The following is a 22,998-nucleotide window of genomic DNA, read 5'->3' on the forward strand; positions in this document are numbered from 1 at the left end:
TGCAAAACCAATCCGCATCACAACAAGGGGCTGGCGTAGATGATCAAATCGGAGGGGGTATGTTTAAAAAGCTAAAAATTTGGCAGCAGCTGGCGATATTCGCGTTTATTTTCACTCTTCCGATGGCGTTCTTATTGGGGAAAAGCATCGTTGACGCGCAAACACTGCTGAATGAAGAAAAGATGGGGGAGCAGGGGCTGGACATCATTCGTCTGATTATCCCTGTGCAGAAGCTCATGGCTGAGCATCGAGGGACCACCGCCTTGCTGAAAAATGGCGACGCCAGTGTGGTTGGGGCCCTGCAGGCGAACGAGGGGAAGCTGGCCTCCGCTTGGAAGGAGCTTGTGGATGCGGCAGTCAAATATGACCAGACACTCGGCTCTGCGGAGTCGGCCCAGTCCCTTTCCAGTGATTGGTCGCGATTAAAAGCTGGTTATGGTTCCTTGAGCGGTCCAGACAGCTTCGCGCGGCATACCGATATCATTGCAGGACTGAGTGAGTATTTTAAATTTGTGGCGGAAAATTCCGCGCTGGCTATCAGTCATGATGTGGATGTCCGGTTTTTGACCACAATTAACGCCACAAACCTCCCTATTATTGTTGAGAACATGGGAAAACTTCGAGGCGGTTTTTCTGGTCAGTTAGCGCGCTATGCCGAAAGGGGGGATACGGATCTTAATACGCTTTCTCAAGCGGTTGGGCTGGGTAATGCAGTGATGCAGCGTTTGACGGATATAGAGCACAATGTCGGTTTGGTGGCGGAACGTTATGCTGAGTTGCCTCCATTGCTGGAAAAATCACTGGTCGCTTCCCGTGGCTTAGTGACCAAAGCCAGGGAACTGACGGCGGCCATAGATCGTAATGAGACTATTCCGCAAGCCAGCGGCAAGCAGTTCTTTACAGATGCGACGGCGGCGCTGGCTCACTCTTTCGAGTTGTGGGATAGCTCTGTGAATGCGCTGGCGAAAGCGATTGAGGCGGATATTTCTGAGGCTACGTTAGCCCGAAACTTCGCCATCATCTTAAGCATTGTGATTCTCCTCGCCCTGCTTGTCTGCGGCTACTTTATTGTGCGTTCTATTACCGGCAGTCTGGGAGGGGAACCGGGGGAACTGGAGGCCATTGCGAAAAATATTGCGGCGGGAAGTTTGGAGCAAGATCTGGAGGAGCGTGCAGGCGTTTATGGCCAACTGCGGTTAATGCGAGATCAGTTGAAGGAGCAAATGGAAAGAGACCGCAAGCAGCTGATTGTCACCAGTCGTTTAAAACAGGCGGTGGACACGACTTCAACCGCTATTATGGTGGCCGATGAAAGCTTCTGCATTGTCTATATGAATCCGGCGGTAAGAAAGGTGTTGAAGAATGCGGAATCTGAAATCAAAAAACGTTTACCTCAATTCGACGCAGACAAACTGGATGGGCAATGTATTGATTTCTTCCATCAAAACCCAAGCCATCAGCGCAACTTACTAGCCGGACTACGCCACCCCCATGAAGCCAAGTTGCAACTGGGAGACGCGCACTTTGATCTGACCGCCGGGACCATTCGCGGCGAGAACGATGCGGTCATTGGCTTTGTCGTGGAGTGGCGCGACGTCACAAACCAGGTCGTTACCGAAAGGGAAGTTCAGCATATTGTGGAAAGCGCCAGGAAGGGCGATTTGAAGGTGCAGGTAGCGATGAAGGGCAAGTCCGGGTTCTTCCAGTCGCTGGCGCAAGGGCTGAATGAATTGATAGAGGTGATGTCTTCCGTTTTGGAGGATATCAGCTCGGTGATGGGTTCCTTGTCGGAGGGCGATCTGCAGGGGCGCATGCGGGATGATTATGAGGGCCAGTACGCCAGTCTGTCGGAGGCGGTAAATAGCAGTATGGTGCGCCTGGACAATATTATTTCGCAATTGAATCAAAGCAGCGAAAGCGTGCGCGCTTCCAATCAAGAGATTTCCACCGGCAATAACCAACTGTCCGAGCGGACGGAAAAACAAAGCTCCAGCCTGGAAGAAACCGCTTCCAGCATTGAAGAGTTGTCCAGCAACGTGCGCAACACGGCTGACAATGCCCGCCAGGCGGATCAGCTCGCCAACTTCGCGCGCAGCGCCGCCGCCAAAGGCGGAGAGGTCACGCAACGAACGGTTTCCTCCATGGGCGAAATCAACGAAGCCAGCCGCAAGATCGCCGAGATTATTGGCGTCATTGACGATATCGCCTTCCAGACCAATCTACTGGCGCTGAACGCCTCCGTGGAAGCGGCGCGGGCCGGCGATCAGGGGCGCGGTTTTGCAGTGGTGGCGACGGAAGTGCGCAATCTGGCGCAGCGCAGCGCCACTTCGGCGCGGGAAATCAAAGACCTTATCGAAGACAGCGTGAAGAAGGTGCAGACGGGCTCTCATCTGGTGGATGAATCCGGCAAGAATCTGGATGAAATCATCCTGCATGTGAAGAAAGTCAGCGATCTGATTTCCGACATCGCTTCCGCCACGGAAGAGCAGAGTTCCGGTATTGAGCAGGTCAATCGGGCGGTGATGGAACTGGACGAAATCACTCAGCAGAACGCCGCGTTGGCGGAGGAGACAGCATCCTCGGCGGAATCTTCGCTGGAAAGCGTTCAGCAGATGGTGCAACTGATGTCTTTCTTCAAAGTACAGGGCGCCGGCAGTAGTGTGTCAGCGCAGTCCACGAAGCCAAAATCGATCAAAAAGTCGGCGCAGCAGGTCAAACCTGTTGCTAAAACAGCAGCGCGACCGCAAGCGGACAAAACGCAAACAGACGAAGACTGGGAAGTGTTCTGATGGATAAGCGACAGAATGCGCAGCAAAGCGCGGACAATAACCTGCAATTCCTGACCTTCTGGCTGGGTGACGAGTCCTATGGCCTCGACATCTTGCGCGTGAGGGAAATTCGAGGCTGGAACAGACCACGGGAAATTCCCAATGTGCCCAGGTACATCAAAGGCGTCATCGACTTTCGCGGCGGCATTGTGCCCATCGTTGACCTGCGGGTGCGCTTCGCGTTGCCCAAGGCGGATTACGACCGCGAAACCGTGGTGATCATTGTCTCCGTGGAGTTGGACAAGGCCGATGGGGCGGAACATCACACCATGGGCATGGTGGTGGATCGGGTGGCGGACGTCATGGATGTGGCGGAGAAGGATATCAAGGCGCGTCCGCAACTGGGCTCCAAGCTCGACACCCGCTACCTCACCGGCGTCGTCAATCGCAATGAAGGCATGGTGGTGCTGATCGATGTGGACAAACTGCTCGATCCGGAAACATTCACCCAGATGGAATCCTGGAGCAAGGAATGAGCGAACAACACCAAGGTAATGAATCCGGCGCCATTAAGTTGCCCGGCACGTTTTCCATCAGTTCGGTGGAAAAAATCTATGAACAGGTGAATGGCGCATCCGCCTCGCAACGCATCAAACTCGATGGCTCGGAGGTGGAGGTCATGGACGCGGCGGCGCTGCAACTGCTGCTGGCGGCGCAAAGGCGACAGGCCAGTCATGGCGGCGGCGTCGACTGGCTGGAAGCGTCGGACTACATGAAGCAGGTTGTGCGCATGTTGTCCCTGCAGTCGCAACTCCCTGGTCTTGCAGACTGAAGGAAGGCGGCTTATGAACGATAAGCTGCATACCGGCGAACGGGCGCGGGAATTTAACTTCACTCAAGAGCATTTCGCCAAACTCAGCGCCTTAAGCTATGACCACACCGGGATCGTGGTGCAGGACAATAAGTATGAAATGTTCTACTCGCGTCTGGCCAAGCGCGTGCGCGCGCTCAAGCTGAGCAACTTCGACCAGTACGTGGCGTATCTGGAGCGGCACAAGGACGAAGAATTCACCCATTTCATCAATGCGCTGACCACCAACCTCACGTCCTTTTTCCGTGAAAATCATCACTTTGTGTTTTTGCGCGACAAAGTGGTCCCAGAATACGCCAAGGCCGGCGTCAAGGAATTCCGGGTGTGGTCGGCGGGCTGCTCCACCGGAGAAGAAACCTACTCCATCGCCATGACCCTGGCGGAGGCCACGGAAGCAACCAAGATGAGCTGGCGGATCACTGCATCCGACATCGACACCGAGGTGCTGAGTAAGGCTCAGCGCGGCGTTTACCCCCTGGAGCGCGTCGAGTCGATTCCCGCTTCGGTCAAAAAACGCTGGTTCCTGCGCGGCAAGGGAGCCAACGCGGGCATGGCGCGGGTGTCTTCGGAGCTGCAGAAGAACATTGAGTTCATGCAGGTGAACCTGATCAAACCGTTCTCATTTCAGCACAAATACCATGTGATTTTCTGCCGTAACGTGGTGATCTATTTTGATCGCGAAACCAAACAGAAACTCATCGCCCGCTATGCGGACAGCCTGGTGGACAAAGGCTACCTGATCATGGGTCATTCCGAATCCCTGCACGGCGTGTCCAGCCAGTTTGTCTCCCTGGGGCAAACCATTTATCAGAAGGTGACCTAGTGTGAACTCCGCACAGAAAAAACCGCAACCGCCGCCGCTGAGTCTGCCATGGTTCCAGAATGTGAATCGCTTCTGGGTGCAGAACCAGGGCCGCTTCATGGCCAAGATCATGCCCGGGGAGTATTACGTCACCAACCAGGAGGAATTGATCGGCACCGTGCTCGGCTCCTGCATCTCCGCCTGCGTGCGCGACCCGGCTTCAGGCGTCGGCGGCATGAATCACTTTATGCTGCCGCAAAATGCCGGCGGCGGCCGCATGGATATCCTCAGCGACGCGTTTCGCTACGGCAACTACGCCATGGAGCATCTGATCAACGACGTCATGAAGCTCACCGGCAAACGCAGCACCCTGGAGGTAAAGATATTCGGCGGCGCCAATGTGATTCGCGGCATGAGCAGCGTGGGGGAGAAGAATATCGATTTCGTGCGCCGCTATCTGGAAGTGGACGGTTTCAAGATTATGTCGGAGGACGTGGGCGGCGATTACCCGCGCAAGATCCTATATGACCCCTCCAACGGCAAAGTCATGATGAAGCGCCTGAAGTCTCTGCATAACGATACGGTGATTCAGCGTGAAGAACATTATATGGACGAGTTGAGTCATACCAAGGTAGCGGGAGATGTGGACTTGTTCTGAGCGGGATGGAGGTTTCCGGCGCATTTGAACGAATAATGACGAGGAACAATATGAGTAGCGGAGCGGGGAAGGTATACAAAGTCCTGGTGGTGGACGATTCAGCGCTGATGCGCAAGATTCTGGTGGAAATTCTCAATCAATCGCCACAGCTGGAAGTGGTGGACACTGCCGGCGATCCCTATCAGGCGCGGGAGAAAATCAAGGCGCTCAGTCCGGACGTCATTACTCTGGACGTGGAAATGCCGCGCATGGACGGACTCACATTCCTGCGCAATCTGATGCGTTTGCGTCCCATGCCGGTGGTGATGATTTCCAGTCTGACCGAGCAGGGCGCCGCGGTGACGCTGGACGCCATGGAATGCGGCGCGGTGGACTTCATCGCCAAACCCAAGATTGATTTGCGCGAGGGCATCGAGGAAAAGGCCCAGGAAATTATTGATAAAGTCATTACCGCCGCGCGCATCCCTCACGACAAACTGCTTCTCAAGCAACAGCGGCTGCAAACGCAGCATCAGAAAGTCGCCGCCGGCGAGAGGCCGCAACCGGTTTTCGCCACCACGGACAAGCTGATCGCCGTCGGCGCTTCCACCGGCGGACTGGACGCCATTCGCGACCTGCTGGATGGGTTGACCATGGACCTGCCGGGCATCGTCATCACTCAGCATATTCCCGGCGCCTTCTCGCGCTCCTTTGCGGAACGTCTGGACCGACGTCTGCCGATGAAGGTGGAGGAGGCCTACGACAACGCTCCCATCACCATGGGGCGGGTGTACATCGCTCCCGGCGAATATCACCTCGAAGTGGTGCGCACCGGCGCCAAGTACGTGTGTCGGCTCAGTGAAACCCCGCCGGTGAATCGTCATCGCCCCAGCGTGGATGTGTTGTTCGACTCGGTGGTCAAAGCCGCCGGCGCCAACGCCATGGCGGTATTGCTGACCGGCATGGGCAAGGACGGCGCCGCTGGACTGCTGCGTCTGCATGAAGCCGGCGCCTACACCATCGCCCAAGATGAAGCCTCCAGCGTGGTGTGGGGCATGCCCGGCGCGGCGGTGAAGCTCAACGCCGCCGATGACGTTTTACCCCTGGAAAAAATCGCCGCCTCCGTGAAGCGCTGGTATGCGGAGAATCCGGGCTAGGCGCGCTGATCGCCGTCGTGCGCCAACTCGACAAAATGCGCATCTTCCCCGGTAATCCGGTAGCCATGGCGACGGTAGAAGCGAATCGCCCCATGGTTGTCTTTGAAGCTGGAAAGGGTGATTGGGCGCTGCGTCTCTTGCGCCAGACGATGTAACTGCGCCATCACTTGCGACCCCAGTCCCTGACTTTGCGCCTCTCTAAAAATCAGCGCCAAATGCAGATGCAGCGCGTCCTCATGCAACCGATAGCAGAGCAGGCCGACACGTCTGTCGGCGCTGACGATCCAATAAAGATCCTCCACCGCGTAGCGGCTGTGAAAGCGCTGGGTTTGATAGTCTTCATCCCATCCGAACGTGGTGTCGATGGACGTATAGAGCCCCGCTTTATAAGCGGCGAACGCCTCGCTGAGCTGGTGTGTCTTGAGAGAGATAAATCTTACGTCGGCGTCTTCGCGCATGCCTCAGCTACCTTGTCCTTTCACCCGCATTTCAATGGCGTCGTGCAGCCAGAATTCTCGCTCCAGCGCGATAGGTTCGCCAGCGACTTTTACCTGTCTCTCCAGTTTCAAAGAGGGGCAGCCTTCCCGCACCTGCAAATGTTGCGCATGGCTGTGGCTGATAGGCGAGGAGGAAATACTGACGTCCAGCTCTCTGGCCCGATAGCCGTATTGTTCCCGCACCAGTGCGGTGAGAGACCCAGCCAGATCGTGGGAGAGCAGATCAGGGAAGGCCGATTCCCGAAAGTAGCAGACTTCCAGCAGTACCCAGCGCTGGTCCACTGCGCGGCGACGGGTGACGACAAAGGCGCTCTGCGTCGGCGCTTGTTTCAGCGCTTTGCTGACCTGAATCGGAGGCGTCTCCCGCCCGGCGCTGAGCAGTTCCGTGGTCAGCGCCCGATGCTGGTTGATCGCTTCTTCCAGAATACTGCTGCTGCGGGTGGGATCGTAAATAAACACCGGCGGCGCCACGAACCAGCCCATGCGATTCAGACGATAGATCAATCCCTGTGACTCCAGCGCGTGCAGGGCGTCGCGGGCGCTGACGCGGGAGACTTCGAATAGGGCGCATAAGGCGCGTTCCGAGGGAAGCTTGCTGCCGGCGGGCAATTCGCCGTTGAGAATGCGCTGCTGCAGTTTGGCGGCGAGAGACAGATAAGCGGCTGCCTGATTCACAATTCATTCCTTACGTCTTTTCCGGCGCGGACCCGCGTCCGGTGTTGGCTTTGGCGCATTACAGCGAATCGGCATGACATAAATATGACAATCTGGTTCGTGCCAGCGGTCATAAAACTGCCTTGTTTATGAAATTTTATGGAAATTCCAATGAAATATTCCAACTTTATCTTGGTCCGAACCAGATGATTCGCCAGTTATTAACACGACGCTGATATTGACGTGTTGGTAACCGGGCGCCGGGATGCGCCTGCGAGGCGGCAAGCCGCGAAGGCAGGACCTGACACATCCAGGCCCTGTCGCTTCAGACAAATAGAGGGACGCTGTTTGGCTGCCGGATTCATAACCTACAAGGAATATCTCATGCTTCATAAACGACTTGCCTGGTTGGCCTGCGGTCTCGCCTTCGCTCTGGCCGGCTGTTCCGGCGACCAGGATCCCACCGACCCGCCTGGCTCTGATGTCGAGCCGCCGAGCAGCGCCACCGCGCCGGATTTTATCGTGCAACCCTATCTGCAGGCTCCCGCATCTGACCAAATGACGGTGATGTTCGAAACGGGAGAAAGCAATGCGGAAGTATGGGTGCGCCCCTTCGACGGCAAGGGCGAATTCACCCGCGTCAGCGCGGAGTCTCATTCCCTCGACGGCTTGGTGCGTAAAGCGCCGATACATCAGCTCAGCTCCAATACGTTGTATGAGTACTACGTGGTCACCAAGGTGTTGGGGGAACAGCGGGCGACGCCGCGTTACGCTTTCAAAACCTGGCCCCAGGCGGGGGATGGCGTGGAGCAGGCGCGCGTCATCGCGTTGAGCGACACCCAGTTGGATCGGGATGAGTACGCCAGGGTGCTCACCAATGTGGTGAACCAGGGTTTTCTGCAACATGAATGTGACGCTGCGCAACCACAGACCTGCGCGGAAAACATCGCCGCCATCACGATTTCCGGCGATGTGGTGCAAGTGGGCGGCAATCGCCAGAACTGGCGCGAGCAGTTGTTCGGCAGTCTCGCCGCCATCACGCCCTATGTGCCGCTGGTGACTGTGCCCGGGAATCACGATTACTACAGCGACGCTGAATTACGTCTGTATCGCAGCTATATGGCGCCGCCGGAAAACGGTTCTATCGGTTACGAAGACAAGTGGTACTACCTGGACTACATGGACCTGCGCTTGGTCGGGCTGGACAGCTACACGATCTCCGGCGCCCATGGCGCGTTCAACCGGGATACGCTGGCGGTGCAACGGCAGTGGCTGAAAGAAACGCTGAACGACGCGGAAGTGCAGGGCAAACACTTTGTGCTGGGGATGTTCCATCACGGTTGCCTGTCGGAAATGTGGAACGTGGGAGAGAGCATCGGCAGTTGTGAAATGGTGGCGGAGCTGGAGCAATACAGCGCTCGCACCGGCGCGGTGACCGGGCACCTTTTCGGTCATACTCACGCCTATTCCCGAGGCCAGTCACGGGATGTGAATCACCTGTGGCTCAACGCCGCCAGCGCCTCCGGCTACATCGAACCGCTGGATGATGCGGATCATCAGGCCAAGCAGATCCGCGATTACGATACCTTCGAAATCAGCCGCAGTGAGTTCGGCTACAACCTGCTGACCTTCCATTTCGGCGACGCGCCGACGATGACGCTGGAGCGCAAGAAAGGCGGCTTTGACGGCGACACGGAATTCACGGTGGTGGACAGCCTTACCTTCTCCGTCGAGGACAATATCAATCTGCCGCTGGTCACTGCGGGAACTGGCGAGCAGGACGCCAGCGCCGTGGAGCTGGGCGTGCAGGTGGCCATGCCGGAAGCGGTGCGCGCGGTTCATTGGCAAGTGTCGGAAAGTCCCGAGTTCGACGGCGCGGTTTACGATATCTGGGGCAACCGCACGCGCCGCCAGAATCTGTACTACGGTCCTGCCGATGAGGTCGAGGGCGATCATGAAAGCGGATATGTCGCTATCGATACGCAGGCGGATGCGGACATTTTTAATCTTAAGCTGAGCGACATGTTGAGCGCCAGTTCAGTGCGCGTTGGCGGAGATGACTACTATCGCTGGAACAAGCGCTACAGCGAGCAGAACACCCATACTTCCAGCTATGACGCCTACGCAGGCCAGAGTCGGCCGGAGCTGGCGCTGCGTCCGGGGACGACCTGGTATTGGCGCGCCCGAGTGCGGGATGAACATATGAACTGGTCCGCCTGGAGTGACGTCGCCAGTTTCGATATCGCCGGAACCCGCACCGATAACCTGATTATCAATGGGGATGCTGAAGCCGGGGACATGAGCGGATGGAATCTGCAAAAAGGCATGATGAACGCGATCACCGCCAACGACAACGGTGGTTTTGGTCCCGCTGAAGGAACCTATTACTTTGCCGGACGCGGCTTTGGCAAAGGCGCGCCTTCCGACTGCTGCGAGGAACAGGTCATACAGGAAATTGACCTGTCCGCCTACGCCACGGAAATAGATGCTGGCGACGCCTACGCGGAATTCAGCGCCATGCTCTCCACCTGGAGCGGCGCGGATGAACCCCGTCTGCAACTGATCGCTTTAGACGCCGGTGGCGCTGAATTGACCTGGGCGGGAGATGACGTCCTTACCAGTAAAAGCTCGCAATCCTGGGAAGCCCGTCAGCTCTCAGGCCAACTCCCCAGCGGCGCCCGCACCCTGCGCGTGAGCATGGGAGGCGTACGCAAAGCCGGTAACGACAACGACGTGTACTTTGATGATTTGAAGCTGTTTTTGTATTACTGAGCGGAGTGCGGAAAGCCGCGCTTCGGCATTGCTTCCGCATTCGAACGTTAACGGGGATCAGTCCGTTAACGTTCTTTCCCTTTTCAGCTTGGCCGCGCCGCCTTCCCACGTGAGTTCAATAACGTCGCCTTCCGACATCGCGCGCATGGCGCTACGAATGCCTTCGCAAGAGGTGTTGGCAGGCTCTCCGTTAATGGACGTGATGGGTTGACCGACCTGCAAGCCCGCAGCCTTGGCGGGTGAATCGTTCCAAACCAGGGAAACCCTCGGCGTCTCCTCGAAGTTCAGACCAAACCCATACGATGAGCGCGAGAAAGGCCCGCCGCGATACGGGAGGAAGTAAGCAGAGGAAGACCGTGAATCCAGCGTGACGATGAAGTGCTCCAGCACGGATGCGCCAATCAGACTGGGCGGCGATTCCCGCAACAGCGCGCCGACCCGCCCTAACTCAACATTGCCGATCGACAGGTTTTTAAACTGCATTTTCAGTTGTTCTTTGTTTGGCGCTGCGCCGCCCAACGAGCCACCGAGCGAACCCGCGCCCGAGAGGCTGGCGCCAACGCCGCCGTTGCGCTTTGCGCCCACGAAATCAGGAGGAGAAACCGCCAGATACTCAGGCGAACCGGTATCAAACATTGCCTTGCTTTTGGCCTTGTCCGCGAACTGAATATCGAATATCGGCGCATGCGGATAACCGAAATCATACAGAGTCTGCTTTTTGGCTTTATCGAGGTGGTCGAGCTTCGATAACTCGGAATGACAACGCAGTACGGAGGAGGATAAATCAATCTGCCAGGCGCAAAGCGGCAGTACTTCAGAGCCGAGTACGCCATCAAACAAGCACTGCGCTGTCTTTGGAAAATCCGCTACGAAGAGCGGCGTTTTATGAAAAACCGTTCCCCCAACATTCAGATCCGCCTGCACAATCTCACTCTCGACGATCGTTCCGTGGGAATCTCGCCCTTGGCGTTTGTCGATGGCTTTCAGCCCTAACTCCTGCGCAAGCTTCGCGCTCATCATCGACGGCGAACCGGTGTCAAAAACAAAACGCCGAGGCGCGCCGCCAATTTCCACTTCAACAAATAACTTGTTAGCCAGAACCTCCAGAGGGAGCTCGAAAGAGAACGCCTTCTCCGCGACGTAAGGACCCTCCGTCACCCAACCCGGCGCCTCATCGGCCGCGAACGATAAAGAAGAAACAGTGATTAGCGCGAAGAGCGGAATTAGCTTCTTTGGTAATTTCATATCGGTGTCCTGTAGGCAGTGAATGGAAGGCGAATACCCTGAGTTGCTGAGCTCTATCCGTATCACAGAATTATTGGCGCCAGAATCGCCACCACTTTTTCACAGGCCCCCGGGGAATACAACTGACCTCACTACGCCATTCAAAGCCCTTTCTGTCCTGATTTCTCGCAGCGCAGCTTCCATTCCGGCAGGATAACGACGCCTCGGAGCGCCAGTGCAGGAGTAAATCCTCTACAAACTGAGGAGGTAATTGATACTCATGGGCGTTTATATAATGAAAAACCGCCAAAGGCAGAACATAGCGAATGTCGCCTATCTCAACCCAGAACTCCCCGTGGAACCTCTCGTCAGCATCACACATCTCACACGCATGTTTGCCCAACTCACCATCATGGGCAAAATGACATTGCCGGAAATGCTGCAGAATCTCCAACACGAAATCAGGATTGGGTCCAATACTCGGAACAGAATCACCCAACCAGCCAATCGTCCGAACGTTTGAGTCGCCGTGCATCTCCGGACAGTATGCGTGATGGTGGAAATCTGGGATTTTCATATGGCTGTGGTAGTAAAGGGGATAGCTTTTGGAATGGCTTATACGGAGTATTTCAGATCACTCTTAGTGACTGAATGATAATACTCGCTGCATCAGAGATGCCTTAGTCTCCAATTTCTATTTCTGTTATGGCTGAATTAATGACGTCAATATCCCCTGTTACAGGGTTTCTGGCCGAAGCCTGGTACTGTATCGAAATGCTTCCGGACTCAGGTAGGTTGAAGTACTCATTTAGAACAAGGCTGCCCCTGTATGAACTATGAGGCTTGATTTCTATATAGTCATCAGGAAACGAAGACGGCTTTACTTTTATATTTATCCTTCTTTTAATCTCTTTTCCTTCTGCATTTAATGACAAGCATGAAATTGTGTATATGCCATTATGGAAGGTAAGTTTTTTGTCTAGGAAGTAGCTTGTTTCTCCTATGTTACTAAAAATGACAGTGATTCTTAGAATTCCATTGGTGCTGTTTGTGATTATACTGGCTTCTGCTTTTTGACTATTTGAGCTTTGCATTGTTTTTATTTGAATGCATTAAGATTTGTTTTTCTTTTTATCCAGCTTGCTAATTGAGATGATATTTCATATCTTTTGGAGAAAACATGTATTTCGAAATCATTTTTTTCTTTTATTTCTTTTTCAAGGTCTGAAGGCAGTAACGAGTCTGTGTAGCTTACATAATCAAGCCCATATAATGCATTAGGGGTGTCTTGAGGGGCTCCGTATAGGGCAACTCTAAAATTACTATCCTCTGCAATAAAGGAGATAACGTCATCTCTTTGAATCTCTTTGAATTCTATAAAGTTAAACGTATTTTTTATCTTTTCAAAAACTGTATGTATTTCGAGCTCTGGCTCAATACATATCATTCCTATAAATCCAGGGTGTTTCACTTGTGGCTCCAGATAGTTATTGGCTGTCTATGAAAGAGGGAGTGTCTCCGTCTTTCATGTTTTTTGATATTTCTTCGCTATTCCATATTCTAAAATCTATTTTTTCCTCCGTTCTAAATCCAGTTGGGTCATCGTGTTCATTTTTGTATGATCTATTTTTTATCGATTGACCTTTCGGATACTTGCTTTTTAATTGAAGGTTTAGATCGTCTATGTCACTTATTAAATCATCAGAAGCTAAAGACCTCAGTCCTTGCCATCTATTGCGATTACTTCTCATTGCGTCACTAACAACAAAAAAGTCGACATCCCAACCCTGCTCATCTGTATAGGGTTTATCATTTTTGAAAGCAACGCTTTCATCGAATTTTACTCTCTGCTTCGCCTGGCCCAGCTTGTGTGGTCCTTTCATACCTGTGGTCATACTTCCTCTAAAGCCAACTTTGGCGCTAGGGTCCATTTCTTTGACTTTTGCAATGATTGATTTTAGCGCAGGCATTTGCGCTATATCTTCCATGATCAGCTTAGCCCTTTGTTGAGCTGATAACATGGCGTTATTTTTTATATCCAACTCACGCAGATAGTTAAATTCAGCTGCACGCTGTGCGATATTCTCAGCACTGTAAACACTGTCCTTGAGTGCAGGGGAAGTCGGAGGACAATCTCCCGGCTTCGCCGTCAACCCAAATGGATCAACCCATCCCACCGGATTCGGCGCATATTGGTAGGCATTGGCGCCGCCCAGAAGGCCGATGGGGTCTTGGTTGATGAAGCGGCCGCTTTGCGGATCATAGTATCGGTGGCGGTTGTAATTGAAGCCAGTTTCTTCGTCGTAATACTGACCTTGGAAGCGTAGCGGGTTGTGGACGCTTTCCACGTCTTGCAGGGCCAGGGCGCCGTAGGCTTTGTAGCGGGCGGACCAGACCAGGGTTCCTTCGGCGTCGGTCATTTCCTGGGGCGTGCCCAGGTGATCCAGGTGGTAGTGGTAGACTTTTTCGTCCTTGATGAACGCCAGCGGGCGGAATGAGTCCGGTTCATAAACGTAGAGCTTGCGCAGGTGCTGGCGTTGTTCGGACAGCAGCACGTCGCCGTTCCACAGGAATTCCGTCTGGCCGAAGGCGTCCTGTTTTGAGATACGGCGGCCCAAGGCGTCGTAACGGTATTCGGTGCGCTGCCCGTCTTTCTCCACCGCGATCAGCTGGTTCTGCTTGTTGTAGAGGTAGCGGGTTTCCAGTTTGCCGCCTTTGCCACGACGTTCGCGGATCAGGTTGCCGGCGTCGTCATAGTCAAAGTGGCGGTCGCCGTGGAATTGCAGGCGGTTGCCTTTTTTCACCGCGTTATCGTTTTCTCCGCTCAGGATGTTCCCCGCCGGGTCGAAGTCGAACTGCTCGTTGCAGTAACTCTCCACCTGTTTGAGGCGGTCCAGGGCGTCGTAATGGTAGCGGGTCGCGCCTTTTTGCAGATCGTCGATCAGCGCCAGATTGCCATGGTGATCATACTGATAACGCCGGTCGATCAGTTGCGTCTTGTTGGCTTCATGGCCGACGCGATGGCGGCTCAGGCGGCCCATCAGGTCGTATTCATACTGGGACTGCAGCGCGCCCTGCTGGCGTGTGATTTCCCGCCCCTGCTCATCCCGGGTGATTTGCGTCAGCAGGTTGTCGTTGTAGCGGGCTTCGCTGAACAGGCCATGCTGATCGTAGGCGAAGTTAAGCCGGGTTCCGTCCGCTAACTGGGTTTGCGTGCGCAGCCCCAGAGGATCGTAATCATGGCGCAGCACATGCTGGTCCTGACGCTCTTCCGTTAACTGCCCTAGAGCGTTGTAGGCGAAGCGCAATTGTCGGTGAGGGTTGCTGGCCTCAGTGAGCCGTCCCGCCACATCGTAGTGGAACTGGCTGACCTCGCCGTCCGGGCTGTGTTTTTCCCGCAGTCGGCCCAGATGGTCGCGGCGGAAGCGAGTGGTGTTGGCCTGTTCCGACGGCAGGTCGATGTGAACGCCTTCCAGATGAGAGACCAAATGCCCGGCGCGGTTGTACTGATACTCCTGAATGCGGCCGTCGAAGCCGATTTCCCGAATGAGGCGTTCATTACGGTCGTAGCCCAGTTTATAGCGCTCGCCCTTCTCGTTGATCAGGCCGATCAGGTTGCGTTCTTTGTCGTACAGGTATTCAAACACCTGTCCGTTGGGGTCGATCTTTTTGCGCACCTGGGACAGGCCGTCGTATACGTATTCCGTACAGCGACCGGCGGCGTCGATAAAGTGGGTCAGCTGGCTGTTGGCGTTGTAGCGCAACTGCACGGCGGAGCCGTCCGGATGCTGCACCTGGGTGACGTTACCGAGCAGGTCGTATTCGTATTCGGTTGTGCGCTGGTCCGCGTCCACAACCGCGCCGATATCGCCGTCTTCGTTCAGCAGGTACTCGGTGCGGCGGCCGTTGACGCTTTCGCTGACTAATTGCGCCAGCGCATTCCAGACGAAGGTTTTTTCATTGCCGGCGGCGTCGGTGATGGTCTGCGGCAGGCCGCGTTCGTTATAGGCGTAGCGGGTCTGGTTGCCGAGCGGATCGGTGACGCAGGTCAGCAGCCCTTGGCCGTTGTACTCGCGACGCCAGCTGTGGCCCAGGGGATTGATCATCTCCACGGGCTGGCCGCGGTGGTTGTAGCGGATTTTATAGGTCGCGCCAGTGGCGTCGGTCAGTTGCGTCAGTAATCCCTGCTCATCGTAAGCGTAACGGGTGGCGCCGCCTTCCGGGTCGATATGCTCGATCAGCTGGCCTTGTTTGTTGTAGGCCATGCGCGTGACCCCGCCTTCGGGATCGATTTCCTTGATGATCTTGCCGCGGTGGTCGTAGTAGTAAGTGGTTTTGCCGCCGTTGCTGTCGAAGGCGTGGGAGACTTTATTGGCGATATCCCATTCAAAACGGTAATCGTAAATGCCGCGATCGCCCCACTGGCGCAGACACTTGCCGCTGGGGCTGTACTGACTCCACTCGAAATAGAAGCTGAAGCCGGTCTTCAGAGTGCGGCGGGTGATGACGTGATGGCGGTAGGCGTAGGTTTCGCTGGCGCCGGCCCGGTCTGCGGCGCGAATCAGGTCCTGCTGTTCGTCATAGTCGTAGGTGGCCAAGGTTGCGACGGCGCCGTTAGTTTGGATCGACTGAATCTCGCACATCAGGCCTTGGGCGTTGTGCAGGATATGCAGACGTGGTCCCCAGTTAGCTTGCAGGATGGTGATGGGACGCGCATAACCGTCCACGTCCTGCCAGTAAGCGATGTCGATGCGATTGCCCAGGGCGTCCACCAGGGCTTCCAGGCGGTAAGCGCCGTTGCCGCCGACGAAGACTTTGTCCGGCTGTCCCATCTGCTGCAGCGCGTAGGTGTTCTCGTCCACTCGGTGCAGGGTCATGCGCTCCGCCGCGTTGCGACTGGACTGTTCTATCAGGGGCCGCGGGAAGTCGATATAACGGCCTTCATCGGTGGTGAAGGTAATGCGGCCGTTGTCCTCTTCCAGGGTTTGACATAACAGGTGCGTCCAGCCCACGCCCAGGCCGCGCTGATGGTCGTTGGACGACTTGTAGGTGCGCTTCCACACCAAAGGCATGGGACCGGGCAAGGTGAAATCCACCAGATCCAGCAGTTCCTCGCCGGTGATCATGCTCACAGGATCGCCGCTGACGCAGGCTTCGTCGTTGGCGGTTTGAGTTTCGCCGTTGTCATTGTGGCCGCTGGCGTCGCTGACGGACGTGTCTTCAACACTGGGCGCTGACGAAGCAGGAGGCGGCGGCGCGCCGTAGCTGGTTTTTTCGCTCTTTTCACTGGCCCAGCCCACATTGCCGTTGAACGACGGATGGCTTTCCGCCATGGGATTGGAGGCGGCCGCGCCGCCCGCAGCAGTTCCCGCCGGGCGTTTCGGCGAGGGCGTTTTCACCGGCTTCAGGCGATTCAGCAATTGGGTGGCGACATGGGTGTTCGACTGCCCAGGCGTCAACTTCTTGTTCTTCTCAACGATCAACGGATGGAAAGGCTTTTCGCTTGCATCCACCACCAGCAGCACATTGCCATGGCGCGCTTCGCGAATCAGGGTGTTGCGCCAGCTATTAAACGCCGCCGCGGTGCGGCCGGGAAATTTGTTGGAGGTGGACTGGAAATGACTTCCCTGCAGCGAAGCGATAAAGGCGTCGAAATCTTTACCGCGTCCATCTCCGTCGCTCAGACATTTCTCGATATAACCAATGGCGGTGGTGGGCGACTCAATGCGCGTCAGCTCATCGGCGACGATATCCAAGTGATGTTTGACTTGGAAGCGACGGGGGTAATGCATGCAGGAAACATCCCTTGTTAGAGACCGCTTCTGGACGCATGAAGGCTCAGGTAAACCGGGGGGAGGGGAACCTGAACTGCTGTAAGAAGAGGCCGGGTTACAAACAGAAATAATGCTGGCGTTATTGTATTTGTGTCTGTTTTTTGATCAATCGTCCTTTGGGACTAACGCCAGTCATGAAAAAGGAGTAAGTGAAAGTCGCGCTGTAGAGAAGGGGACGGTTTACGTGTTTAAAACAGATCGATTTCTCCGTCATCTTCGTTTTGTTTTGCCATCTCATCCAGATAGTTGGCTTTGAAGTGGGCTAAAGCGGTTTCAATGGCGACGCCATTGAGGATCATATCGAACATTTCTCTCTCGCAGGCCATAGTGTAGCGACCTTTGAGTTCCTGTTGCAGGTTCTTCCATTCTTCCGGTTTGTCCAGACGTTCGCGCGCCTGCAAGAGTCCGCCCAGTTCGCCCAGGCTTTCCTTTACGTGGCAAAGGCGTTGCGCCAAGCGGTCGAAAAACTGGAAGTCGACCACGGCGTTATGGACGTCTTTCTTTAGTCCGTCCAGTTGCAATTTCAGTTCATGGGCTTGAGTAGATGGGTCTGGGGCGGAGTTGACGGTTTCCACGATGGTCGTGAAGGACTGAGTCAAACGGCCGAAAGATTTCTCGCTTTCCAGAATGGAGGCTTCGATCTGCGCCACCGCCAGCGTAAGCATGGTGATGGTTTCGTTGATGTGCAGCCATTGCTCTTCGCTTAGCTCCAAAGGGGTTTCTGCCTTGCTCATCCGTTTGCCTCTATTGTTTGTTCTGATCTTACGCCCTGTTTCGCCTGTCAGATTTCCACAATCGTGACCCGGTCGCCCTGGGCGCCGGCTTTGATCAGGCCCTGGCGGGCGCGGTTGAGAACGCTTTCCGGGCGTTCATCCAACAACTGGTTCTGAGTAATGCCGATACTGACTGTAAACGGCGGCCGGATGCTGGGGTGGCGGTCCACCAGCGCCGCCAGCTTGCTACGCAGTCGCTCTGCGGCAAGGCCCGCCTGACGCAGATCCGTTTCCGGCATCAATACGGCGAATTCGTTTTCTCCGATGCGTCCGAGCGTGTCCTCGCGACGGAATACCGCTTTGCAGGTCGCGCCGATGAGCGCCAGCATTTGCTGGCTTTGCTCCGAATCTCTGGCATGGGAGGCGTTGAACTGGTCCACCTGAAAAGTGAGTAGCGAGAACAGCGAATGATGTCGATAGGCGCGGCGCCACTCTTTGTCCAGTCCATCAAGGAAATGGTCCTTGTTGGCGAGCAAGGTGGTTTCGTCTTTACCGGCGGCTTTGGAGAAGTGCTCCTCCAGTTTCACATATGCGCTGATATCCCGTTGGATTGCAGCGAAATGGCTGACCGCGCCGCTTTTATCCAACAACGGCATAATGCTGATTTCGATCCAGTATTGGCTGCCGTCTTTGCGATAGTTCAGCAGCCGGCAACGCACTTGTGACTTTTCCTGCAAGGCGCGACGAATGCGTCGGCAGGCGCTTGCATCGGTTAATGGGCCTTGCAGCATTCTGGGAGTGGCTCCGAGAAGTTCATCTCTGGAGTAACCGGACAAGTCCTCCATGGCGCTGTTGACGTAAACGATTTCCGGGCCGGGATCGTCCAGGGGAGAGGCTTTGGTGACTAAGACGCCATCGGCGGCGTTTTCCACAATGTCTTGAAAACCGAACTCTTGTTCCAGTGCGTTCATTGCTGTCCCAATTGCAGGTGTTCCACTTTTAAGTCTAGTTAAATCTGCCCGCCGCTACTTACTTTTAGAAAATATATTTATTAATCAATTGGTTGATATATTTTTAATAAATAGCTGACTCAATCCCGGATGCCTATAATGTATTAACTTCATTCAAGTGTAGTAGAAAGCTGAATAAAGCCATTATCTGCACGGACTCTATGGAAAGACGCGAAACCTATGCAAAGTATTGAGATTAAAGCGCCGCTCACGCTGACGACGGAGCGCTTAAGGTTGCGCCAGTTTACGGAAGCGGATTTGCCGGAGTACGCCAAGATGCTGGCTGACGACGAAGTGATGCGGTACATGGCGAACGGCCAGGGGTATGATTTGGACGCAGCCTGGAAAAGCCTCGCGCTGATGCTCGGCCATTGGCGTCTGCGGGGATATGGTTTGTGGGCGTTGGAGGAGATTGAGAGCGGGCGTCTGCTGGGGCGTGCGGGACTCTATTATCCGCAGGGATGGCCAGGTATGGAAATCGGTTGGCTATTGCGTCGCGCGTCCTGGGGGCAGGGGTATGCCTATGAGGCAGCGCAAGCAATCAGGGATGTGGCGTTTTCGCACGTGGGCGTATCCTCTCTGGTAAGCCTGATCCATCCCATGAACGCCCGCTCGCGGCGTCTGGCGGAAAAGCTGGGAGGGAAAGCCAGTAAAACCCTGGAGATTCAGCAGAAGCAGGTTCTGCTTTACAGCATTCCAAAATCCTGATTTGGGTAGGAGTCGATATGTCGAGAAAGACAGGACAAAGTAAGCCGCCTCCATTAGTGAAAGCGGGCTGTGGCGTCCGTTTCGATCCAGAGCAGTTGGACGAAGACACGGGATTTGATTTTTCTGGCGCCGCCGACTTATTAAAGGAAGAGAAGGCCCAGCAGGAAAGCGATGAGCGTGAACAGGAAACACTGGCGGCAGACGAAAAAAAACCCGGCGAAGGCCGGGCAAAGCGCTGAGTAAACACTCAGGGTCGAGGTGCTTACATAGACGGAGTGAGCGACACAGGAATCGCTTGATCCGTCTTATCACTGCGGTCGCAGTAATCCTTTAACGCCGCTGAACTGGCGCCAGCAGCGGGCAATCTCCAGCTTCTATTCCGGCGTTGGCTTACAGCTCTACGCCAGGCTCCACATAAAGACGCGGGCAGGCGCTGCCGTCTTCTTTGAACAGATGACAGTTGTGCGCCTTGAGGCCCAAAGCAATCGGGTGGTTTTCCCGTACCGGATTGGCGCCGGGCGTACGCAGGGTCAGGGTGCTGTCGAATCCTTCTACGTCGGCGTGCACCAGGGTTTGATAGCCAAGACGTTCAACCACATTCACCACGCCGTTGAGAATGACTTCGCCTTCTTCCGCACTGACGAAATGCTCCGGACGAATGCCCAGGGTCGCCTTATCGCCGGTTTTCAGTCCTGCGCCATTAACTGGAACGATCAGGTCGATGGCTCCTGGCAGAGAGACTTTGACGGACTGAGCGCTGGCTTCCAGCACCGCGCAGGTGACGAAGTTCATCTTGGGAGAACCGATGAAGCCGGCGACGAATTTGTTGGACGGATAGTGGTAAAGCTCCAGTGGCTTGCCCACTTGAGCAATGCGTCCGTGATCCAGCGCGACGATTTTGTCCGCCATGGTCATGGCTTCCACTTGGTCGTGGGTGACGTAGATCATGGTGCTCTGCAAGCGCTTGTGCAGCTTGGATATCTCAATACGCATCTGTACGCGCAGAGCGGCGTCGAGGTTGGAGAGCGGCTCGTCGAACAGGAACACCTTGGGCTCGCGCACCATGGTCCGGCCAATAGCCACCCGCTGACGTTGTCCGCCAGACAGGTCTTTCGGCTTGCGTTGCAGCAGATGCTCTAATTGCAGAATGCGCGCGGCGTTTTCTACGCGCTTGTCGATCTCGGCTTTGGCGGTTTTCGCCAGTTTCAAACCGAACGCCATGTTTTCCGCCACGTTCATGTGGGGGTAAAGAGCGTAGGACTGGAACACCATGCCGACTTCGCGCTGCATGGGCGCCTTTTCGTTCATGCGCTCCTCGCCGATGAACAGGTCGCCGGAGGTGATTTCCTCCAAGCCTGCGATCATACGCAGCAAGGTGGATTTACCGCAGCCGGACGGGCCGACGAAGACGACGAATTCGCCGTCTTCAATATCCAGGTTGATGTCTTTGGATATTTCTACCGTGTCATAACTTTTGCAGACATTTTTTAGCGTTACGCTGGCCATGGCTGGACCCTCTTAACTTGATTGCCGGCGTTGCTTACGCCAGCTGACAAATACCGATTCCGTATGCAGGAAGGTGCACGCAGGCGTCGCTCCATTCCGCATTGAGAACGCTGAGATCGCTCACCACCGTTTTGGAGCCGGCGGGCAGTTCGATATCCACGCTTTGCGCCGACAGGTTCAGCGCCACCAACATGCGTTCGCCGTTCAGGCTGCGCTCATACAGGAGGGTATCCTGTGGGCTTGGCAGGAAGCGGATGTCGCCTTTCTGCAGCAGTGGTTGCGCCTTGCGCCAGACCAGGAATTCTCGATAGGTATGCAGCAGGGAATCTTCCGCATCCTCCTGTTCCGCCACGGCGGCGGCTACATGCTCTGGATAGACCGGCAGCCAGGGCTTTCCAGTCGTGAAACCGGCATGCTCCTGCTCCGCTTTCCAGGGCATCGGCGTGCGGCAGCCATCGCGGCCTTTGTATTCCGGCCAGAAGGCGATGCCATAGGGATCGACCAGATCTTCGTATTCCAGCTCCGCTTCCACTAGACCGAGTTCTTCACCCTGATAGAGGCAGACGCTGCCGCGCAGAGTCAGCAGCATCGTCATGAAGACTTTGTTCAACGCCAGCGGCGCTTCCTGTCCGCACCAGCGCGTGGCGACGCGGGCGACATCGTGGTTGCCGATCGCCCAGCAAGGCCAGCCGTCCACCAGTTTTGACTCGATGGTTTCTACAGTCTTGCGCAGAAACTTGGCGTCGCACTGTTCGGTCAGGAAATCGAAGGAGTACGCCATGTGCAGCTTGTCGCCGTCGGAGGTGTAAGCGGCCATGGTGTCCAGGGAGTTGTCGTCGCCGATTTCGCCCACGGTGGTTGTACCCGGGTATTTCTCTAACAGGGCGCGCACCCGTTGCAGAAACGGCAGGTTCTCAGGTTGTGTTTTGTCGTAAAGATGACGCTGGTAAGCGTAGGGGTTTTCTTTACGCACGCCGATGGAGCCTTCCGCCACTTCGGTATTGGCGGGGTTATCCCGCAGCTGCTTGTCGTGATAGCAGAAGTTGATGGCGTCGAGACGGAAGCCGTCCACGCCTCTTTGCAGCCAGAACTCGACATCGCTGAGCACTTGTTCAACCACGTCAGGATTGTGGAAGTTCAGGTCAGGCTGGCTGGTCAGGAAGTTGTGCAGATAGTACTGACGACGACGGCTGTCCCACGCCCAGGCGGAACCGCCAAAGACAGACACCCAGTTATTCGGCGGCGTGCCATCAGGTTTCGCCTCCGCCCACACATACCAGTCCGCTTTCGCATTGTCGCGACTGCTGCGGCTTTCCTTGAACCAGGCGTGCTGGTCGGAAGTGTGGCTGAGCACCTGATCGATGATGATTTTCAGGCCGCGCTTGTGCGCTTCCGCCACCATCGTCTCGAAATCTTCCAGGGTTCCGAAAATAGGATCGACGTTGCGATAGTCAGAAACGTCGTAACCAAAATCCTTCATGGGGGAAGTGAAGAAAGGAGACAGCCAGATGGCGTCCACTCCCAGACTGGCGACATAGTCCAGCTTTGCGGTGACGCCCGGCAGGTCGCCGATGCCGTCGCCGTTGGAATCAAAAAAACTACGGGGATAAATTTGGTAGATGACTGCGCCGCGCCACCAATCACGATCAACCTGCATGTCGCCTCTCTTAACAACTCCAAACCAGGTAACGCACTTGCACCCACAGAAAAGTGGAAGACGTTGTTATTTTTACAGTTATGGAGATGGTGCCTGCGGCGAACCGGCCGAACATCCTCCCTCCCTCTTTTTTCTTGGCGTAGTAGTGGGGATGAGGGGGGAGGAGGAGGCGGAGGGTGGGTATGAGG

The 22,998-nt window shown here is 55.4% G+C and carries 19 protein-coding genes; 9 read left to right on the plus strand and 10 right to left on the minus strand.

Features of this window, described 5'->3' with window-relative positions:
• The first annotated feature begins 59 nt into the window (after positions 1 to 59).
• From KP814_RS23080 to KP814_RS23105, 6 genes are read left to right on the plus strand one after another with little or no spacing between them, the layout of a single operon-like run.
• The gene (locus KP814_RS23080; protein ID WP_253938582.1) at positions 60 to 2,789 is read left to right on the plus strand and encodes a methyl-accepting chemotaxis protein; all 2,730 of its coding nucleotides are present in this window, start codon (positions 60 to 62) and stop codon (positions 2,787 to 2,789) included.
• Positions 2,789 to 3,304: a chemotaxis protein CheW gene (locus tag KP814_RS23085; protein ID WP_216738983.1), complete on the plus strand. Its 516-nt coding sequence runs from the start codon at positions 2,789 to 2,791 to the stop codon at positions 3,302 to 3,304. The genes KP814_RS23080 and KP814_RS23085 overlap by 1 nt, the downstream gene beginning before the upstream one ends.
• A complete protein-coding gene (locus KP814_RS23090; protein WP_216738984.1) occupies positions 3,301 to 3,600 on the plus strand; it encodes an STAS domain-containing protein in 300 nt (99 codons plus the stop codon). Before KP814_RS23085 ends, KP814_RS23090 begins: the two co-directional genes overlap by 4 nt.
• A gap of 13 nt (positions 3,601 to 3,613) precedes the next feature.
• Positions 3,614 to 4,462 (plus strand): protein-glutamate O-methyltransferase CheR, encoded by an 849-nt coding sequence (locus KP814_RS23095; RefSeq protein ID WP_216738985.1) that lies wholly within the window; start codon positions 3,614 to 3,616, stop codon positions 4,460 to 4,462.
• Between the two features lies 1 nt (position 4,463).
• On the plus strand, positions 4,464 to 5,099 hold the full coding sequence (gene cheD / locus KP814_RS23100; RefSeq protein ID WP_216738986.1) for a chemoreceptor glutamine deamidase CheD: 636 nt from the start codon (positions 4,464 to 4,466) through the stop codon (positions 5,097 to 5,099).
• Positions 5,100 to 5,149: 50 nt separating this feature from the next.
• Complete coding sequence (locus tag KP814_RS23105; protein WP_216738987.1) at positions 5,150 to 6,235, plus strand: chemotaxis response regulator protein-glutamate methylesterase; 1,086 nt, start codon at positions 5,150 to 5,152, stop codon at positions 6,233 to 6,235.
• Here the strand turns inward: KP814_RS23105 and KP814_RS23110 are convergent.
• Both KP814_RS23110 and KP814_RS23115 read right to left on the minus strand, forming a co-directional pair.
• Entirely contained in the window at positions 6,232 to 6,693 is a 462-nt protein-coding gene (locus KP814_RS23110; protein WP_216738988.1) for an N-acetyltransferase, read from the minus strand. The two genes, KP814_RS23105 and KP814_RS23110, sit on opposite strands and share 4 nt — an antisense overlap.
• A gap of 3 nt (positions 6,694 to 6,696) precedes the next feature.
• Entirely contained in the window at positions 6,697 to 7,407 is a 711-nt protein-coding gene (locus KP814_RS23115) for a UTRA domain-containing protein (RefSeq protein ID WP_216738989.1), read from the minus strand.
• 363 nt (positions 7,408 to 7,770) lie between these two features.
• Between KP814_RS23115 and KP814_RS23120 the strand changes: the two genes are divergently transcribed.
• Positions 7,771 to 10,158 (plus strand): metallophosphoesterase family protein, encoded by a 2,388-nt coding sequence (locus KP814_RS23120; protein WP_216738990.1) that lies wholly within the window; start codon positions 7,771 to 7,773, stop codon positions 10,156 to 10,158.
• A 57-nt stretch (positions 10,159 to 10,215) separates the two neighbouring features.
• Here the strand turns inward: KP814_RS23120 and KP814_RS23125 are convergent, their stop codons facing one another.
• The 6 genes from KP814_RS23125 to KP814_RS23150 form a co-directional block, all read right to left on the minus strand.
• Positions 10,216 to 11,403, minus strand: a complete 1,188-nt coding sequence (locus KP814_RS23125; protein ID WP_216738991.1) for an aspartyl protease family protein — start codon at positions 11,401 to 11,403, stop codon at positions 10,216 to 10,218.
• A 659-nt stretch (positions 11,404 to 12,062) separates the two neighbouring features.
• Entirely contained in the window at positions 12,063 to 12,476 is a 414-nt protein-coding gene (locus KP814_RS23130) for a hypothetical protein (protein WP_216738992.1), read from the minus strand.
• 5 nt (positions 12,477 to 12,481) lie between these two features.
• A complete protein-coding gene (locus KP814_RS23135) occupies positions 12,482 to 12,853 on the minus strand; it encodes a hypothetical protein (protein ID WP_216738993.1) in 372 nt (123 codons plus the stop codon).
• 16 nt (positions 12,854 to 12,869) lie between these two features.
• Positions 12,870 to 17,174, minus strand: coding sequence for an RHS repeat-associated core domain-containing protein (locus tag KP814_RS23140; protein ID WP_216738994.1), 4,305 nt, complete (start codon positions 17,172 to 17,174; stop codon positions 12,870 to 12,872).
• 230 nt (positions 17,175 to 17,404) lie between these two features.
• Positions 17,405 to 17,950, minus strand: a complete 546-nt coding sequence (locus tag KP814_RS23145; RefSeq protein WP_216738995.1) for a hypothetical protein — start codon at positions 17,948 to 17,950, stop codon at positions 17,405 to 17,407.
• Between the two features lie 47 nt (positions 17,951 to 17,997).
• Positions 17,998 to 18,900 carry a GGDEF domain-containing protein gene (locus KP814_RS23150; protein ID WP_216738996.1) on the minus strand — a complete coding sequence of 301 codons (903 nt, stop codon included), beginning with the start codon at positions 18,898 to 18,900 and terminating at the stop codon, positions 17,998 to 18,000.
• Positions 18,901 to 19,119: 219 nt separating this feature from the next.
• Between KP814_RS23150 and KP814_RS23155 the strand changes: the two genes are divergently transcribed.
• Both KP814_RS23155 and KP814_RS23160 read left to right on the plus strand, forming a co-directional pair.
• Positions 19,120 to 19,647, plus strand: a complete 528-nt coding sequence (locus tag KP814_RS23155) for a GNAT family N-acetyltransferase (protein WP_216738997.1) — start codon at positions 19,120 to 19,122, stop codon at positions 19,645 to 19,647.
• A gap of 17 nt (positions 19,648 to 19,664) precedes the next feature.
• Positions 19,665 to 19,886 carry a hypothetical protein gene (locus tag KP814_RS23160; protein WP_216738998.1) on the plus strand — a complete coding sequence of 74 codons (222 nt, stop codon included), beginning with the start codon at positions 19,665 to 19,667 and terminating at the stop codon, positions 19,884 to 19,886.
• 151 nt (positions 19,887 to 20,037) lie between these two features.
• Here KP814_RS23160 and malK read toward each other — a convergent pair whose 3' ends face one another.
• Positions 20,038 to 21,153, minus strand: a complete 1,116-nt coding sequence (gene malK, locus KP814_RS23165) for a maltose/maltodextrin ABC transporter ATP-binding protein MalK (RefSeq protein WP_216738999.1) — start codon at positions 21,151 to 21,153, stop codon at positions 20,038 to 20,040.
• 34 nt (positions 21,154 to 21,187) lie between these two features.
• Entirely contained in the window at positions 21,188 to 22,810 is a 1,623-nt protein-coding gene (locus KP814_RS23170; RefSeq protein WP_216739000.1) for an alpha-glucosidase family protein, read from the minus strand.
• Positions 22,811 to 22,998: the final 188 nt, after the last annotated feature.

Origin of the sequence: Hahella sp. HN01, assembly GCF_018986435.1 — a bacterium.
In the GTDB taxonomy this organism is placed as follows: Bacteria; Pseudomonadota; Gammaproteobacteria; order Pseudomonadales; family Oleiphilaceae; genus Hahella.

What these genes read in the sequence shown, in the direction of transcription:
- KP814_RS23080 (WP_253938582.1), top strand. Translation starts at nt 60, where the DNA reads ATGTTTAAAAAGCTAAAAATTTGGCAGCAGCTGGCGATATTCGCGTTT.
- KP814_RS23085 (WP_216738983.1), top strand. Translation starts at nt 2,789, where the DNA reads ATGGATAAGCGACAGAATGCGCAGCAAAGCGCGGACAATAACCTGCAA.
- KP814_RS23090 (WP_216738984.1), top strand. Translation starts at nt 3,301, where the DNA reads ATGAGCGAACAACACCAAGGTAATGAATCCGGCGCCATTAAGTTGCCC.
- KP814_RS23095 (WP_216738985.1), top strand. Translation starts at nt 3,614, where the DNA reads ATGAACGATAAGCTGCATACCGGCGAACGGGCGCGGGAATTTAACTTC.
- KP814_RS23105 (WP_216738987.1), top strand. Translation starts at nt 5,150, where the DNA reads ATGAGTAGCGGAGCGGGGAAGGTATACAAAGTCCTGGTGGTGGACGAT.
- KP814_RS23110 (WP_216738988.1), bottom strand. Translation starts at nt 6,693, where the DNA reads ATGCGCGAAGACGCCGACGTAAGATTTATCTCTCTCAAGACACACCAG.
- KP814_RS23120 (WP_216738990.1), top strand. Translation starts at nt 7,771, where the DNA reads ATGCTTCATAAACGACTTGCCTGGTTGGCCTGCGGTCTCGCCTTCGCT.
- KP814_RS23125 (WP_216738991.1), bottom strand. Translation starts at nt 11,403, where the DNA reads ATGAAATTACCAAAGAAGCTAATTCCGCTCTTCGCGCTAATCACTGTT.
- KP814_RS23130 (WP_216738992.1), bottom strand. Translation starts at nt 12,476, where the DNA reads ATGCAAAGCTCAAATAGTCAAAAAGCAGAAGCCAGTATAATCACAAAC.
- KP814_RS23140 (WP_216738994.1), bottom strand. Translation starts at nt 17,174, where the DNA reads ATGCATTACCCCCGTCGCTTCCAAGTCAAACATCACTTGGATATCGTC.
- KP814_RS23145 (WP_216738995.1), bottom strand. Translation starts at nt 17,950, where the DNA reads ATGAGCAAGGCAGAAACCCCTTTGGAGCTAAGCGAAGAGCAATGGCTG.
- KP814_RS23150 (WP_216738996.1), bottom strand. Translation starts at nt 18,900, where the DNA reads ATGAACGCACTGGAACAAGAGTTCGGTTTTCAAGACATTGTGGAAAAC.
- KP814_RS23155 (WP_216738997.1), top strand. Translation starts at nt 19,120, where the DNA reads ATGCAAAGTATTGAGATTAAAGCGCCGCTCACGCTGACGACGGAGCGC.
- KP814_RS23160 (WP_216738998.1), top strand. Translation starts at nt 19,665, where the DNA reads ATGTCGAGAAAGACAGGACAAAGTAAGCCGCCTCCATTAGTGAAAGCG.
- malK (WP_216738999.1), bottom strand. Translation starts at nt 21,153, where the DNA reads ATGGCCAGCGTAACGCTAAAAAATGTCTGCAAAAGTTATGACACGGTA.
- KP814_RS23170 (WP_216739000.1), bottom strand. Translation starts at nt 22,810, where the DNA reads ATGCAGGTTGATCGTGATTGGTGGCGCGGCGCAGTCATCTACCAAATT.